Here is a 14953-nt window from a genome sequence, read left to right as displayed (position 1 = left end):
CGGGCTCGCAACGTCACTCGGGCAGTGGTTGCAGCCGCCCGCGCGAGCGCATGATGGGGAGATTGTGCTGCAGCAGCCAGTTCTCCATGACCATGGTGTAGCGGCCGCCGCGCACCGCCAGCAGTGATTCGGAGACGATCGGGCGCGCATAGCTCACCTGCTGCTCGTCCCACTTCTGCCGGAAGTCGGCGAACTGCCACAGCCTGCGATGCGATTCCTGCGCCCAGGTGGTCTGGCCGTAGCGGCCGATAATGCCGCGGTGCCAGGCCACGCCCTGATCCACCTGGTCGTCCCAATTGAGCATGAGCTGTTTGGCCTCGTCGGAGAAGGACCATTCGAGCATGTAGATGCCGGGCTCATGGGTCGGAAAGGTGTCGTAGTAGGCGCGATTGGCGGCGATCAGGCGGCGCTGCGGAGTGTAGAAGGACAGCAGGTCGGAGGCGGCCTCATCCATCTCGGTGAGCATCATCGAGGTCACCGCGCTGTGGAACTGCTCCATGGGCGGCAGGTCCAGCGTCTCGTTCATACCGGGCAGCGCCGGATAGGGCGCGGCATGCCCGGCCAGATCGCAGACGTATCGCCATTCGTCCTCGCTGGCGTGGTACGTCTCGGTCAGCAGCCGCAGGATCTCGACGGAAACCTGCCCGACCTCGTCCCGCTCGACCTTGGTCAGGTAGCTGGCGGTGATGTGGGCTTCGTTGGCAGCCCGCTCCCGGCTGAATTTCTTCGTCGGGGGCAGGGCGCCCGTCTCGTGCCGCTGCCGTTCCTCGCGCTGCCGCAGGAAGCTGAGATAGTGCCCCAGCGTGGAGTTTTCGGGGTCGCGCATCGTGCTCGAGATGTCCTGTTCTGCTATCGGCCGTCCGGACTGACTGCGCCCGCCGCCAGTATCGTATGCACTGCCGGTGCATATTGTGGCGGGGGTGGTTCCGGCCGGGCAACGGCAGAATTCCGCTGCTAGTGTCCACGGTCATGGGATACGAGACTGTGTCTGCCGCAGGCGGATTGGCTACCGAGCCATTCGAGCTGACCGCCGATTTCTATCAGGAACCGCATGCGGCGTACGACCGGTTGCGTGCCCGGGGCCCGGTGAACTACGTCCGGTTCCCCGACTCCAGCACCGGCTGGCTGATCACCGATTACGACGCCGCCAAGGCGGCGTTCATGGAACCGACGATCAGCAAGGTCCTGAAGTCGCCCGGAGCGCGAACGGCCCTGGCTGCCAATGGCGGTGGCAACAATCTGGCCAACAGCATGTTCAAGGATATGCTGGTGTTCTACGATCCGCCGGAGCACACCCGGCTGCGGGTGGTGGTCAACCGGGCCTTCAGCAGCCGGGCGATCAGCGTGCTGGAGCCCCGCATCACGGAGGTCGCCGATACCCTGCTCGCCGAGCTGGCGACCGGCGCGGCCGATCGGGATCTGCTGGAGGACTACGCGATTCCGCTCGCGGTGACGGTGATCTGCGAGCTGCTGGGCGTGCCAGACCAGGACCGCGGCAATTTCCGGACCTGGTCGACCATGCTGGTGTCCAGCGACCATCCCAATGATGTGCGCATGGCGGCGGTGCAGGAGTTCGTCGTCTATATCGACCAGCTCGTCAATGCGAAAACTGCTGCGCCCGAGGCAGATCTGCTGTCCGAGCTGCTCACCTCGGGTGAGGGCGAGGACCGGCTCACCCATCGGGAACTGATCAGCATGGTGTTCCTGCTGCTGGTCGCCGGGTTCGAGACGACCGCCCACCTCATCGGGAATGCGGTCGCAACGCTGTTGACCGACAACAAGTCTCGCGGGGCGCTGCGCGAGGATTCCGGCCGGATCCCCGACTTCATCGAGGAGGTGCTGCGGTACCGGTCGCCGACCAGCGAGACGACTTTCCGTTATACGACGGCTCCGATCACCTTGGCGGGCATCGATATTCCCGCCGGTGAGCTCATTGTGATCTCGGTGGCGGCAGCCGGCCGCGACCCGCGACGATTCGCCGATGCGCATCAGGTCGACATCGACCGGACCGATAATCAGCACCTCGCTTTCGGCCACGGCATCCACCGCTGCGTCGGCGCGCCGCTGGCGCGGATGGGCGGCACCATCGGCGTTGCCCGGCTGCTCGAGCGATACCCGGATCTCGAGCTCGCGCCCGGCGCCGAACCCGAATGGCGCCGCAGCTATGTGATCCGCGGCCTCACCACTCTCCCGGTGCGCCTGCGTCACTGACCACCGGCACGACTCGTCAAGGATGTGCGCATAACGAAGGGGGTTATGCGCGCGTCCTTGACGAGTCGACGCTAGGTGGAGGTCTGGCCGTCCAGCGTTTCGCGGAGAATGTCCGCGTGCCCGGCATGCTGGGCGGTCTCGGCGATGACGTGCAGCAGTACCCGGCGAATGCTGCGTACCGCGCCCGGCTCGTTCCAGGGCGCCTCGGGGAGGGGATGCGTGGCCGACAGGTCGGGGGCGGTGGCGATGATCTCCGCGCTGCGGGCGGCAATGCGGTCGTAGCGCTCGATGACTCCGGCCAGGGTGTCACCGGGCAGCATGTGAAAGTCGTTCTGGTGGTCGATCGCCCACTGCGGGAATTCGCGTGCGGTACCGGAGGCGAGGTCGGCCCAGGTCACGCCGTCGGGCAGGTCGTACCGCAGGGCCGAGGGGCCCTCGACTGCAAATCGCATCCACTCGTCTTCGATGGATGCCACGTGCTTGATCAGCCCGCCCAGGCACAGCGCGCTGGCGGTCGGGCGCTGCCCGGCCTGTTCGTCGCTCAGGTCCCGGACGGTGGTGAGCAGCGCCGCTCGCGCGGTCGCGAGTTCGGCGAGCAGTTCGGTCCGCTCGGGGTCGAGAATTGTTGCGGTCATGGTGAGGAGGTCCTTCCGGTCGTGGATTGGCACGGGACCGACAGTCGCAGGGGTAGCGGCCAGCATGTGTCCTCTTCTCGTGGCAGTATCGGAACTTATGAAGACCTCGGCGCGACTGCTCTCCCTGCTTTCGCTGCTGCAGGCGCGCCGGGATTGGCCGGGGGCGCTGCTGGCCGAGCGGCTGGATATCAGTCCGCGCACGGTGCGCCGCGATGTCGATCGGCTGCGCGAACTGGGCTATCCGATTCGGGCGCTGAAGGGTCCCGATGGCGGGTACCGGCTGGACGCGGGGACGGAACTGCCGCCGCTGCTGTTCGACGATGAGCAGGCTGTCGCCCTGGCCGTCGCCCTGCAGCTGGCCACCACCACCGGCGCCGGTATCGAGGAGGCCGCAGCTCGCGCGCTGCACACCGTCCGGCGGGTCATGCCCGCCCGGCTACGGCACCGCATCGACGCACTGCACATCACCGCGGTCGCGCGGCCTGCGGCGCGGCCGAATCCGCAGGCGGACAGCGGCGTACTGCTCGCGCTCGGTGCCGCGATCCACGCCTGCGAGGTGCTTCGTTTCGACTATGCCCCAGTGGAATTCGATACGCCGCCGCGCCGGGTACAGCCCCATCACCTCGTCACCTGGGGTGAGCGCTGGTATCTCGTCGCCTGGGATCTCGATCGAGAAGATTGGCGCACTTTTCGCGCCGACCGCATCACCCCGCGTACTCCCACCGGTCCCCGTTTCGCGCCGCGCGAATTACCCGGCGGAGACGTTGCGGCGTTTGTCGCCAACAGGTTTCAGGGTTCTGACGGTGCCGGTGGCTGGCCGTGCCGAGGCGAGGTAGTCCTCGATGCTCCCGCCGCCGTGGTCCGGCAGTACACCCGCGACGGCATTGTCGAAGAACTCGGCCCGAACCGCTGCCGGCTCGTTATGGGCTCGTGGTCATGGCCCGGATTGGCCGCTGCCATAGGCAGTTTCGACGCCGATATCGAAATCGTCGGCCCGCCCGAACTCGCGACCGCCTTCGCACACCTGGCTCACCGTTACGCTGCCGCCGCTCGAAGTATTACGACAGCAGCAAGGCCCACACCCTGACCGGGCTGTGGGCCTTGGGCTTTCGAGGCGTTCAGGATTCCGGTACCGGATTCACAGGGTGCGGTCGAAGAGCGCGAGCATTTCCTCCCAGTGCCGGGCATCGCCCGCCTCGTCGTATCGGCTGGTATCGGCCTGGGTGTAGCCGTGACCCGCACCGGGATAGACCTCGGCGCGGTAGGTCACTCCGGCGGCGGTCAGCGCCTCGTTCAGGCGCTCGATCTGCTCGGGCGGCAGCGACGGATCCTGGTCCGCGTGACCGAAATACAGTTCGGCGGTGATCCGGTCGGCGAGCAGATGCGGACTGTCGGGCTGATCGGTGGCCAGTCGGCCGGCGTGGAACGCGGCCGCCGCGGCGACCCGGTCGGGGAAGTGCTCCGCCGTGAGCAGAGCCGTCCGGCCGCCCATGCAATAACCGGTGACGCCCACCCGATCACCGCTCGTCAGCGGTGACGCCGACAGCCAGTCCAGGTAGCTTCCCGCGTCCTGCATGGCCAGATCCGGTGTCAGCGCCGCCATCATCGGCCCGATGTCCGAGAAGATCGAGGCCTTGCTCATATCGATGAATTCCGGCAGCTCGAGCAACGGTGCCCGCCCGCTCCGATAGAACAGATTCGGCAGCAGGACGGTGTACCCGTGCGAGGCGATCCGCCGTGCCATGCCCTCGAGTTGCGGACGAATTCCGATGGCGTCCATGAACATCAGGACACCCGGATAGGCGGCCCCATCCGCCGGGCTCGCCAGATAGGCGTCCGCGACACCATCCGCGGTCGGCACATCCACCTGCACGCCGTTCACCGAACTCACGTCGTATACCTCCTCATCGATGCGATACCGAGCAGCAACCTGACACCTGCGCTCCCCTTCGTACCGGAGCGACACGTCCCCACCTCGGAGGTGTGGCAAGGCTACCGATAGCTCACCGGATCGATCTCCGGCAACCTCGAGCGGTACCTCATAGATCGCTGAGAATCCCGGGTTTACCTGGTACGTAATCGACTTCGCGGGTGGGGAGCGGGAAATCCGTAGCGGTCCAAGAACGGCGGAGGCCCGGTCCAGCCGGACCGGGCCTTCCTCGTGGCGAAGCACGCACGAAAGTGCTTATGCCTCAGCGGCTTCACGCTGGATCTGGGCCATGGCTTCCTGCTGGATCTGCTCGAACTGGGCGCCCATGGCCTCGGCGAGGGCGGTGGCGCCGGAGAGCGGGCGGACCATGACCGTGAAATCGACGATCTTGCCCTCATCGTCGAATTTCAGGAAGTCGCAGCCGGACAGCTTCTTGCCGGCGACGGTGGCCTCGAAGACGAGAGCGTGGTCGCGGCCATTGCTGTCGGCGATCTCGCGGACGTAGTGGAAGTCCTCGAAGACCCGCATGACCGCGCGCAGGATGGCGGCGGTGATCGCCTTGCCGGGGTACGGCTTGAAGGCCACCGGGCTGGTGAACACCACATTCTCGGCCAGCAGCGCTTCGATGGCCTGCTGATCGCGGGCCTCCACGGCCTGTCGGAAGGAATTCATCGGCACCTCGTATGCAACTCGTTGAATAGGTCCTTCGGACGGTACATGAACATCCGGTGTACGTGAACCGCTGGTCCTCAGCGGCCGGCGAGCAGCAGTGCGGCCACATGGGTGACCGTTTCGACACCCTCGTCGTACCCGCCCGCGCCGCCGAGCGAGTTCATGATCGCCAGCGTGTAGCGCTGGCCGGGCCCGGCGAAACCGACGGAGTTGATCACCCAGCCGGTGTCCTCCTCGGACCAGCCGTCCTTATTGCCCGGCTCCTCGGCCGCGCCCGCACCCCAGACGCCCCACTGCTGGACCGGGTCGACATTCTGCATCTGCTCGACGAGATACGCGGTGTCGGCCTCGGGAAGCGCGGTGAGCGCGTGCACGATGAGCCGATCCAGGTCATCGGCGGTGCATTTCTGCAGACCCCAGTACGGCACGTCGGTCTGCGGGCGCAGGTCGGTCATCCCGTATTGCGCGAAGTCAGTGTTGTACATGGTCTGGCCGGCGCCCGAATAGCGCTGCCACAGTGCGTCGGCGGCGTCATTGTCCGAGCTGTGCAGCATGCGCTGAATATTGTCGCGATCGGAGGCGGAGAGGGTGATCGAACCCGCGTCCGCCCGGGTGAAGAGATCGACGACCATGGCGAGTTTCATGGTCGAGGCCGCCCAGATGCGTGTGCCCGCATTGTTATTGCGGAACGTTCCGCCACCCACGCGATCGCGGATGACATATCCGACGATGCCGGGCCGCGAGGCCAGATACTCGTTCGCCGCCGAAATGCGTTCTCGCATATCGCAATCCAGTGGCGGACAAGGTGCAGGTAGCGGGATCTTCGTTGTCGGGGACCACATCGTCGATGGCGGCGGCGTGCTGGATGTCGGCGCTGCCACGCGCCCGGCATCGCCTATCGAGCATCCGGTGAGCAGAACCGCCGCACCGAGAGCAACGCCGACAATGCCCCGCCTCATCGCCCGAACGTAGCCGATCCGCCCGCCGCGGGGGAGTAGGCGCGACGCCGATATTGACACCGTCTCACTGAGACTATATGTTAGTCCCATTGCAACGGTATCACTGAGACTATTGGAGTAGAGATGACCACCGTGACCGCGCACCCCGAACTCGCCGACATCCTGGCGGGCCTGCCCGACCGGCCGGATTCCTTCGCAGATATCGCGGCGACCAGGCGGAATTTCCAGGCCGCGATGGATCAGCTGCCCCTGGATACCTCCCGCGTGACGATCGACAATCTGGAGATCGACGGCCCGGACGGCAATCGGATTCCGATCAGCGTCTACCGGCCGAATGGCGTGACCGGCCCGCTGCCGGGTGTGCTGCACATCCACGGCGGCAGCTTCGCCTTCGGCGCATCCGCGCCGGGGGCCGACCGCACCGCCATCGATATTGCGGAAGAGGTTGGTGCGGTGGCGATTTCGGTCGACTACCGACTGTCTCCCGAGCATCCCTATCCGGCGGGTCTGGAGGACTGCTACGCGACCCTGGAGTGGATGGCGAAGTCCGCGAACGAACTCGGGATCGACAACACCCGCATCGCGGTGACCGGCAAATCGGCCGGCGGCGGGTTGAGCGCCTCGCTGACCTTGCTCTCGCGCGATCGCGGCGGCCCGGCCATTGCCTATCAGTCGCTGTACATTCCGACCGTCGATGATCGGCACGACACCGAATCGGCCCGGCGCATCACCGATCCCCGGATCGTGAACGGCCCCGCGATACAGCGGACGTACCGGTACTACCTGCCCGGCGTGACCGCCGTTCCGGTCTATGCCAGCCCGGCCCGCGCCACCGATCTGTCCGGACTGCCACCGGCTTTCGTGCTGGTGTGCGATATGGATCCGCTGCGTGACGAGGGGCTGGACTACGCCCGCCGCCTGATGGACGCCGGTGTCCCGGTCACCGTCCACAACGTTCCGGGCGCCTGGCACCTGTTCGAGCTGTATGCCTCGGACACCCGCCTGGCGCGCAATACCCAGCAGCGCTGGCTCACCGATCTGCGCCTGGCACTGCAGGATTGAGTAAGGCCCGGTCCATACGGACCGGGCCTTCGGCTGCTACTGATCGGCCAGCCAGCTGCCGTGGAAGCCGTACGGCACACGGCGCGGCAGGTGCACGCCGGCCACCGGCGGCGCGGACAGATCGGTGGCGTCGAGGATGACGAGGTCGCTGCGATCGGTGACGGCGTCGTACACGTAGGTCATGAGATAGCCGCTGCCGCCGGGCTTTTCGTCGGCGGGAGCGAAGGCGGCTTCGGCCGGAACGCGGCCCGCGCCGAATTCGTGCGTGGTGCTCGCGCCGGTCAACAGGTCGTAGCGGACGAGCGCGCCGCCCTCGCCTGATTCTCGGGCATTGCCGGAGATGGTGGCGTGCCCGAAGCGGGAGTCGAGACCGGTCAGACGGTCGTCGATGCGCGGGAATTCGGCGGCACGGTCATCGAGTTGCTCCTCGCGCACGGCGCCGCTGGTCAGGTCGACGGTCCAGCGCCAGAGCGAGGCCTCCGTGAACGAATCGGAGCCGGTGCGCCACAGCTGCGGATACCGCATGACGTACAGGACGATTCGGCCCGCGTCGTCGAAGGCGTTGAGGGAGTGGAAGACATAGCAGGGGTCGATCGGGAACCAGGCGATCGCACCGTGCGGGTCATCGCGGCGCAGGACACCGAGCCGGGCCTGATAGTCCTCGCGCCACCGGAACGGCATTCCGGCACCCGTTTTGGCGACGTCCAGATCGAAAACCACCGGGAGATCCATGAATACGACGTGTTCGGCGGTGAGGGCGAAATCGTGGTGCATGGTCGCGGCGGGCACCTCGATCGGGCGGCTCAGCAGCAGTTTGCCCGTGGCGTCGGCCCGGTGATAGGTGAGGAAGGGCGGCCCGGTGACCTCGTAGCCGAAGAAGTGCAGTTCGCCGGTGCGCGGGCAGGTCTTCGGGTGCGCGGTCATGGCGGTGTGCAGGGCGCCGTCGAAATCGTAGGGGCCCACGGTGTCCAGCTCGCTGGTCAGTTCATAGGGGTACGACGATTCGACCAGTGCGAGTGTGCGCCCGGCATGCCGGATGACGTGAGTGTTCGCCACACCGGCGGTCAGATCGCGGGTGCCGTCGCCGCGGTAGGGGCTGGCGCCGTCGGTGAAGCTGGTGGTGCGCACCCAGCGATTGCGGTAGGAGACAGCGCGACCGGCTTCCAGGCGGACGCCGTGCACCATGCCGTCGCCGACGAACCAGTGGCTGGAGGCGGCCTCGTGCGGGTTGGGGCCGTTGCGCAGATACCAGCCGGACAGCTCCGGGGGAATGCGGCCCGTGACCGAAAGTTCCTGTGCGGTCAGTTCTTCGGTGACCGGGGCGTAGTTTCCGGTCAGATACGGCGGGGACATGGTCATGACGGATCCACCAGCTTCTTCGCCTGGGCCTGCACCCGGGCCACGTAGGTGAGGGTGAAGGCGACCGGGATCGCGAAGGCCGCGACCTGCACGGTGGTGCGCAGCCCCGAGGAGGAATGCGCGAGCGCGGTGAGCGCCACGCAGCCGATGACGAAACTCGCGGTCCACACCCAGGTGATGACGTAATTGGTCCGGAGGAATCCCGGATGCACCCACAATTCGCGCGGGGTGCTCTGCTTGGCGATGGCCAGGGTGAACGGATTGCGCAGTGCGAGTGTGGTTCCCGCGATCAGTGCGAGTACACCCGAGGACAGCGCCGGTGTGTAGGGGTGCAGCGCGGTGTCCGGATCGGCGAAGGCCAGCACGGTCAGTGCCGCGAAGAAGACCGCAGAGCCGATATCGATGATCAGTGCGTCCCACTTCTGACCGGCACGGGTCTGGCGGATGATTCCGGCGATCGAGATGCCGAAGGCGATGAGGGCGGCCCACTTCCAGTACTGGGCGGGGACCACCGCGTAGACGATCCAGGGGGCGAAGGTGCGCAGGTAGGACATCGTCGAAAGCTCCTCGGCGTGACATTCCTATTGTGACATGTCGAAGGTAGAGCGTCTTTGCTCGACATGTCAATAGTGGAATGTAGGATGATCGCCATGAGCCTGAGGTATGCCCTGCTCGGCCTGCTGGCCGACCATCCCGCGAGCGGATACGACCTGCTGCGGCGGTTCAAGAGCTCATTGGCGACGGTGTGGCCGGCCACGCAGAGCCAGATCTACACCGAGCTCACCAAACTTGCCGACAGTTCGCTGATCTCGGTATCGGACGAGGGCGCGCGCGGCCGCAAGGAGTACACCCTCACCGACGAGGGCCTGGCCGAACTGCGGCACTGGCTGACCGAGACCGCGCCGAAACGGGTGGCGCGCAATGAAATGCTGATGCGCGTGTTCTTCCTCGGCGTCGTCAGCCGGGCGCAGGCGCGCACCTATCTGGCCGAGATCGGCGCCGGAACCGCACGGGCGCAGGACGACCTGCACAGCCTCGAGGCCGGCATCGACTGGGACGAAAGCAATCTGTCCGTCTACGGCCGCATTGCCATGGAGTGGGGCGAGCGCTACTACGCCATGAACCAGGAATGGGCGAAGTGGGCACTCGAGCAGATCCCGGAGCACAACCCGTAACGGCGTGTCAGCACCTCGCAGCGGGGCGTCGCGAGGGTAGGTTCGCGGCATTTGCTAATTATTCGCTGTGCCACGGTGTTTGCCGGGTCGTCTCTGGGAGGGCTGAAGTGACCACCGTTATCGATGACGCACCCTTCACCGGATTCCACCGGCGGCTGTCGATCGCCTGCTCCGGTGGCCCGCTGCTGGACGGTTACATCCTCAGCATTATCGGCACCGCGCTGATCGGTATGACCGCCGAGCTGAATCTCAGCACCGGCGATACCCAATTGATCGGTGCGGCATCGCTGGTCGGCATGTTCATCGGCGGTGCGCTGTTCGGAATCCTCACCGACAGGTTCGGGCGAGAGATCATGTACACCGCCGATCTCGTTGTCATGGGGCTGTGCTCGATCCTGTCGTTCTGGGCCGAATCCACCTGGCTCATAGTCATTCTGCGATTTGTGCTCGGTATGGCGGTGGCCGCCGACTATCCGATCGCCACCTCGCTACTGGGGGAGTGGCTGCCGATCAAACAGCGCGGCAAGCTGCTCGGCTTCCAGATCATCGCCTGGTACATGGGTTCGGTGCTGGCCTATGTGGTCGGCTATCTGCTGCTGACCTTCGGCGGAAACGGCAGCTGGCGCTGGCAGGTGGCGAGCGCCGCGGTGCTGTGCGCGTTCTTCCTGATCGTCCGGCAGAGCACCGCCCCGGAATCGCCGCGCTGGCTGGCCGAGCACGGTAAGGCCGACAAGGCCGCGGCCCTGGTGGAGAAGTACCTGCACGTGCGGGTCGACCCGGACGATCTTGTCGAAAAGCACTCCGAGCAGAAGGGTTCGCTCCGGGAGCTGTTCGGCCCGAAATACCGCAAGCGCATTGTGTTCTGCTGCGGATTCTTCGTCTGCCAGGTCGCGGTGCTGTTCGCCATGCTGACCTTCGGCCCGCAGATCCTGGAATCCTTCGGCATGCCCTCGGGCACCTGGATGGACACCCTGGGCGTCGGACTGATCAGCCTGGTCTTCCTGATCGGCTGCCTGCCCGCCATGCGGCTCATCGATACCATCGGCCGCCGCCCGACCATTATCTGGTGTTTCGGCCTGATGATCATCCCGGTGCTGTTCATCGGCATCTGGCCGAGCATGCCCGCCATGCTGGCCTTCGTCATGCTGTGCCTGTACGCGTTCTTCTGCGGCGGCCCGAACGTCCTGGACTGGACCTATCCGAACGAGTTGTTCCCCACCCACATTCGCGCCACCGCCGTCGGCATCGCCACCTCGGTCAGCCGCATCGGCGCGGCCCTGGGCACCTATCTGCTGCCCTGGTCGCTGAATCACCTGGGCATGGGCCCGACCTTCCTGTACGCCGCGGGACTGACGGCGGTCGGCTTCGGAATCTGTGTCTGGGGCGCCCCGGAGACCAAGGGCGCCACCCTCCAATCGGCGGCCGAGTAGCCGCCGACGGGAGGGTCGTGGTCAGCGCGTGGCGCGGGGTGCGCCCATACCGGGGTCGATCGCGACCGGCCCGCCCGCGGTGGGCGTGATCGAGAAATCGAAGATGGCGGTCGGAATGTACACGGTGGCACAGGAATTCGGGATATCCACGACGCCGGAGAAGCGGCCCTCGATGGGTGCGGCGCCCAGCAGCAGGTACGCCTGCTCGGGGCTGTAGCCGAACTTGGTGAGGTAGTCGATGGCGTGCAGGCAGGCGCGTTCGAAGGACAGTTGCGAGTCCAGGTAGCGCTGTTTGCCGCCGAGGGTGACCGAGGTGCCCGAGAAGGCCAGGAACTCGGTGTAATTCGGGCCCTCGTTGCCCGGCATGAAGATGGCGTTCTCGCTGACGCCGTACAGCTCCATCCCGTTCTTGATCAGATCGACGCGCAGGTCGATGAAGCCGCCCATCTCGATGGCGCCGCAGAAGGTGATCTCACCGTCGCCCTGCGAGAAGTGCAGATCGCCGACCGAGAGCTTGGCGCCGTCCACGAAGACCGGATAGAAGACGCGGCTGCCCCGGGTGAAATTCTTGATGTCCTGGTTGCCGCCGTTCTCGCGGGGCGGTGCGGTACGTGCGGCTTCGGCTGCGGCACGGTCGAATTCGGTTCCGCGGAGCGAACCGAGAATCGCGTCGCGGGGTTCCGGCGGCAGGGCGAGCGGCGGTACGCGCATCGGGTCGGTGGCGATCAGCGCGCCCTCGCGGGCATTCCACTTGGACAGCAGGGCGGCGGAGGGCGCGGTGCCCATGAGCCCCGGATGCATGATGCCGGTGAACTTCACGCCGGGCACGTGCCGCGAGGTCGCGGTGTGGCCGCTGAAATCCCAGATCGCCTTGTAGGCGTCGGGGAAGTGCTCGGTGAGGAAACCACCGCCGTTGTCGGTGGGGAAGATGCCGGTGTAGCCCCAGCCCTGACCGGCCAGCGGGCCCGAATCCTCCTGCGGGATAGGGCCGATATCGAGGATGTCGACAATGAGGAGATCGCCGGGCTGCGCGCCCTCCACCGCGAACGGACCGGACAGGCAGTGCACGGTGCTCAGTGGCGCGTTCAGCACATCCTCGGCGCTGTCGTCATTGTGGATCGCGCCGTCGAACCATTCGCGCACGTGCACCCGGAACTCGTCACCGGGCTTCACGGTCACCGGTGCGGGAATGTCCGGATGCCAGCGGTTGTGGCCGACGAACTGCTGCTCGGTGAACTTCTTGCGGGAATCGAGGGGGAATAGCAACTCGGGCATGACAGCACTCCTTCTCAGGGACGGGGAAGCTTGCGGTGCAACGGATTCCGGGTGACGGGCGCGCCACCGCGGCCGGCCGGGGCGGCGACCACCGCGGGCTCGCTCGCGGTACGGGTGGTCGCGTCGATGAGCCGGGCGGCCGCGGAGCCGGGACGCACGAAGGCTCCGCCCATGTACCGCCTGCTCGCGCCCGCGCAGTCGGGGCAGTCCGCTGCGGCCGGTACCTCGGCCATCGAGTAGCTGCGGTCGAAGTTGCCGCAGTCGCGGCAGTGGAACTCGTAGAGGGGCACGCTCACCTCATTTTAGTTTCAAACGAATGTATTCCGTACGGAGACGATACAAAGGCTCGGATGTCTCCGCAGCGGAACCGGCGCGTGAACTTCATATTACGGCGATCGAGCCCGGTATCGCGTGAGTTAACTTTCATTCGGATTATAGTCATCTGAAAATATTCCACCTAGCGTCTGTTTTCGCCGCGACCCCCAGCCTTGCCGCGGCGTTCTAGCTAGGAGACCCCCGATGAGCAGCACCGCCCCGTCTGCGCCGGTAGATCCCACCGCGCCGCCCCCGACCCGCTGGACCCGCTTCCAGAACTGGGCAGCCAAGGACAATATCGAGGACTACTCACTGCGCTACGCGCCCAAGTCCTTTCGCCGCTGGAGCCCGATGGCCTGCTCCATCGCGGCCCTCGGCGGCATCGCCTACCTGGCGGACTATTCGATCGGCGCCTCGATCGCCGTCACGCACGGCGCCGCCAGCGCGGTGATCGCCATCCTGGTGGCGGCCGTGACCATCTTCCTGACCGGCATCCCGATCGCGTACTACGCCGCCAAATACAACCTGGACATGGATCTGCTCACCCGCGGTGCGGGTTTCGGCTACTTCGGCTCGACCCTGACCAGCGTGATCTATGCCAGCTTCTGCTTCATCTTCTTCGCGCTGGAGGGCGCGATCATGGCGCAGGCCATGCATCTGGCCTTCCATCTACCGCTGGTCTTCGGCTATCTGATCGGCTCGCTGATCATCATTCCGCTGGTGCTGTACGGCATGTCGGCGCTGGCGAAATTCCAGGTCTGGACGCAGCCGCTGTGGCTCATCCTGTTCGCCGCGCCACTGGTCATGATCGCCATCAGCGATCCGCACGGCTTCGAGGGCTTCCTGTCCTGGACGGGCAACGGCGGCAGCGATCGCATCAGCGCGATCGCGGTGGGATCCGGTGCGGGCGTGGCGCTTTCGCTCATCGCGCAGATCGGTGAGCAGGTCGACTACCTGCGCTTCATGCCGGAGAAGTCCGAGACGCCGCCGCTGCGCTGGTGGGCGGCGGTGCTGTCGGCCGGGCCCGGCTGGGTGATTCTCGGCGCGGCCAAGCAGCTGTGCGGCGCCTTCCTCGCGTTCTATATCGCCGGACAGGTGGGCTTCACGCGGGCCACCGAGCCCGTCGAAATGTTCCTGGGCAGCTACGGCTCGATGATCCACAACCATGCCGCGGCGCTGTCCGTCGCGACCGTCATGGTGCTGCTCTCGCAGATCAAAATCAATGTCACCAACGCGTATTCGGGATCGCTGTCCTGGTCCAACTTCTTCAGCCGGGTGCTGCACATCCATCCTGGACGCGTGGTGTGGTTGGTGCTGCACATCGGCATCGCGCTGACGCTCATGCTCGCCAATATGTTCACGGTGCTGAATACGATCCTCGGGTTCTACTCGAATGTGGCGATCGCCTGGATCGGCGCGATCGTCGCGGATCTGGTGATCAACAAGGGGCTGTTGAAGATCAGCCCGCCCTATATCGAGTTCAAGCGCGCGTATCTGTATCCGATCAACCCGGTGGGCTTCGGCTCGATGCTGGTGGGTTCGGCGGTATCGATCGCCGCCTACTTCGGCGCCTTCGGTGCATTCCTCGAAGCGTGGTCGCCGTATCTCGCACTGACCATCGCACTGGTGCTCACACCGCTGATCGCACTGGCCACGGGCGGGAAATACTATCTGGCCCGGCCCAATCCGCTCCGCGAGGAAATCGAGAAGGAACCGCTGTGGGCGGGCCAGACCCTGCTGGACGTGGTTGACGGCAAGCGCTACGAACTGCCGGATATGGTGCACGACTGCCCGTTCCACGGCGGGCCGATCTCCTCGCTGACCTGCACGCTCACCAAGAACTGCCATGAGCAGTGCCAATCCGCCGCGTATCGGGACACCACCGATGCCGAGCGCCTCGGGCTGCGGCAGCCGTCCGTGGTCGGCTGAT

15 protein-coding genes are annotated in these 14953 nt (G+C 65.9%); 6 read left to right on the top strand and 9 right to left on the bottom strand.

What is annotated here, in order from left to right; genetic code table 11:
* Nucleotides 1-13: 13 nt before the first annotated feature.
* A complete protein-coding gene (locus ABZX86_RS00470) occupies nt 14-826 on the bottom strand; it encodes a helix-turn-helix domain-containing protein (protein WP_355118581.1) in 813 nt (270 codons plus the stop codon).
* A gap of 143 nt (nt 827-969) precedes the next feature.
* Between ABZX86_RS00470 and ABZX86_RS00465 the strand changes: the two genes are divergently transcribed.
* Nucleotides 970-2211: a cytochrome P450 gene (locus ABZX86_RS00465; RefSeq protein WP_355118579.1), complete on the top strand. Its 1242-nt coding sequence runs from the start codon at nt 970-972 to the stop codon at nt 2209-2211.
* Nucleotides 2212-2282: 71 nt separating this feature from the next.
* Here ABZX86_RS00465 and ABZX86_RS00460 read toward each other — a convergent pair whose 3' ends face one another.
* Nucleotides 2283-2846 carry a DinB family protein gene (locus ABZX86_RS00460; protein WP_355118577.1) on the bottom strand — a complete coding sequence of 188 codons (564 nt, stop codon included), beginning with the start codon at nt 2844-2846 and terminating at the stop codon, nt 2283-2285.
* 97 nt (nt 2847-2943) lie between these two features.
* Here ABZX86_RS00460 and ABZX86_RS00455 point away from each other — a divergent pair, with 97 nt between their 5' ends.
* Nucleotides 2944-3933: a WYL domain-containing protein gene (locus ABZX86_RS00455; protein WP_355118575.1), complete on the top strand. Its 990-nt coding sequence runs from the start codon at nt 2944-2946 to the stop codon at nt 3931-3933.
* A 51-nt stretch (nt 3934-3984) separates the two neighbouring features.
* Here the strand turns inward: ABZX86_RS00455 and ABZX86_RS00450 are convergent, their stop codons facing one another.
* From ABZX86_RS00450 to ABZX86_RS00440, 3 genes are all read right to left on the bottom strand, one after another.
* Complete coding sequence (locus ABZX86_RS00450) at nt 3985-4737, bottom strand: dienelactone hydrolase family protein (RefSeq protein WP_355118573.1); 753 nt, start codon at nt 4735-4737, stop codon at nt 3985-3987.
* A 294-nt stretch (nt 4738-5031) separates the two neighbouring features.
* Nucleotides 5032-5448 carry a nuclear transport factor 2 family protein gene (locus ABZX86_RS00445; RefSeq protein WP_355118571.1) on the bottom strand — a complete coding sequence of 139 codons (417 nt, stop codon included), beginning with the start codon at nt 5446-5448 and terminating at the stop codon, nt 5032-5034.
* A gap of 77 nt (nt 5449-5525) precedes the next feature.
* Nucleotides 5526-6230 carry a tat pathway signal sequence gene (locus tag ABZX86_RS00440; protein ID WP_355118569.1) on the bottom strand — a complete coding sequence of 235 codons (705 nt, stop codon included), beginning with the start codon at nt 6228-6230 and terminating at the stop codon, nt 5526-5528.
* A gap of 300 nt (nt 6231-6530) precedes the next feature.
* On the opposite strand from ABZX86_RS00440, the gene ABZX86_RS00435 reads away from it, so the two are divergent.
* Nucleotides 6531-7469 carry an alpha/beta hydrolase gene (locus tag ABZX86_RS00435; RefSeq protein ID WP_355118567.1) on the top strand — a complete coding sequence of 313 codons (939 nt, stop codon included), beginning with the start codon at nt 6531-6533 and terminating at the stop codon, nt 7467-7469.
* Between the two features lie 36 nt (nt 7470-7505).
* On the opposite strand, the gene ABZX86_RS00430 is transcribed toward ABZX86_RS00435, so the two are convergent.
* Both ABZX86_RS00430 and ABZX86_RS00425 read right to left on the bottom strand, forming a co-directional pair.
* Nucleotides 7506-8828: a carotenoid oxygenase family protein gene (locus ABZX86_RS00430; RefSeq protein ID WP_355118565.1), complete on the bottom strand. Its 1323-nt coding sequence runs from the start codon at nt 8826-8828 to the stop codon at nt 7506-7508.
* Nucleotides 8825-9382 (bottom strand): hypothetical protein, encoded by a 558-nt coding sequence (locus ABZX86_RS00425; RefSeq protein ID WP_355118563.1) that lies wholly within the window; start codon nt 9380-9382, stop codon nt 8825-8827. The genes ABZX86_RS00430 and ABZX86_RS00425 overlap by 4 nt, the downstream gene beginning before the upstream one ends.
* Nucleotides 9383-9478: 96 nt before the next feature.
* On the opposite strand from ABZX86_RS00425, the gene ABZX86_RS00420 reads away from it, so the two are divergent.
* Entirely contained in the window at nt 9479-10003 is a 525-nt protein-coding gene (locus ABZX86_RS00420) for a PadR family transcriptional regulator (RefSeq protein WP_355118561.1), read from the top strand.
* Nucleotides 10004-10110: 107 nt separating this feature from the next.
* On the top strand, nt 10111-11433 hold the full coding sequence (locus ABZX86_RS00415; RefSeq protein ID WP_355118559.1) for an MFS transporter: 1323 nt from the start codon (nt 10111-10113) through the stop codon (nt 11431-11433).
* A 21-nt stretch (nt 11434-11454) separates the two neighbouring features.
* Here the strand turns inward: ABZX86_RS00415 and fmdA are convergent, their stop codons facing one another.
* Nucleotides 11455-12708 carry a formamidase gene (gene fmdA, locus ABZX86_RS00410; protein ID WP_355118557.1) on the bottom strand — a complete coding sequence of 418 codons (1254 nt, stop codon included), beginning with the start codon at nt 12706-12708 and terminating at the stop codon, nt 11455-11457.
* Nucleotides 12709-12722: 14 nt separating this feature from the next.
* The gene (locus tag ABZX86_RS00405; RefSeq protein WP_355118555.1) at nt 12723-13004 is read right to left on the bottom strand and encodes a zinc ribbon domain-containing protein; all 282 of its coding nucleotides are present in this window, start codon (nt 13002-13004) and stop codon (nt 12723-12725) included.
* A gap of 223 nt (nt 13005-13227) precedes the next feature.
* Here ABZX86_RS00405 and ABZX86_RS00400 point away from each other — a divergent pair, with 223 nt between their 5' ends.
* Nucleotides 13228-14952, top strand: coding sequence for a hypothetical protein (locus ABZX86_RS00400; RefSeq protein WP_355118553.1), 1725 nt, complete (start codon nt 13228-13230; stop codon nt 14950-14952).
* Nucleotide 14953 lies beyond the last annotated feature (1 nt).

The organism is Nocardia sp. NPDC006630 (assembly GCF_040611495.1).
In the GTDB taxonomy this organism is placed as follows: Bacteria; Actinomycetota; Actinomycetes; order Mycobacteriales; family Mycobacteriaceae; genus Nocardia.
This window is presented reverse-complemented; position numbering and strand designations above follow the sequence as displayed.

Excerpts from the sequence above, each read along its gene's own strand:
- ABZX86_RS00465 (WP_355118579.1), top strand. The coding sequence starts at position 970 with ATGGGATACGAGACTGTGTCTGCCGCAGGCGGATTGGCTACCGAGCCA.
- ABZX86_RS00455 (WP_355118575.1), top strand. The coding sequence starts at position 2,944 with ATGAAGACCTCGGCGCGACTGCTCTCCCTGCTTTCGCTGCTGCAGGCG.
- fmdA (WP_355118557.1), bottom strand. The coding sequence starts at position 12,708 with ATGCCCGAGTTGCTATTCCCCCTCGATTCCCGCAAGAAGTTCACCGAG.
- ABZX86_RS00425 (WP_355118563.1), bottom strand. The coding sequence starts at position 9,382 with ATGTCCTACCTGCGCACCTTCGCCCCCTGGATCGTCTACGCGGTGGTC.
- ABZX86_RS00435 (WP_355118567.1), top strand. The coding sequence starts at position 6,531 with ATGACCACCGTGACCGCGCACCCCGAACTCGCCGACATCCTGGCGGGC.
- ABZX86_RS00440 (WP_355118569.1), bottom strand. The coding sequence starts at position 6,230 with ATGCGAGAACGCATTTCGGCGGCGAACGAGTATCTGGCCTCGCGGCCC.
- ABZX86_RS00430 (WP_355118565.1), bottom strand. The coding sequence starts at position 8,828 with ATGACCATGTCCCCGCCGTATCTGACCGGAAACTACGCCCCGGTCACC.
- ABZX86_RS00420 (WP_355118561.1), top strand. The coding sequence starts at position 9,479 with ATGAGCCTGAGGTATGCCCTGCTCGGCCTGCTGGCCGACCATCCCGCG.
- ABZX86_RS00470 (WP_355118581.1), bottom strand. The coding sequence starts at position 826 with ATGCGCGACCCCGAAAACTCCACGCTGGGGCACTATCTCAGCTTCCTG.
- ABZX86_RS00400 (WP_355118553.1), top strand. The coding sequence starts at position 13,228 with ATGAGCAGCACCGCCCCGTCTGCGCCGGTAGATCCCACCGCGCCGCCC.
- ABZX86_RS00445 (WP_355118571.1), bottom strand. The coding sequence starts at position 5,448 with ATGAATTCCTTCCGACAGGCCGTGGAGGCCCGCGATCAGCAGGCCATC.
- ABZX86_RS00460 (WP_355118577.1), bottom strand. The coding sequence starts at position 2,846 with ATGACCGCAACAATTCTCGACCCCGAGCGGACCGAACTGCTCGCCGAA.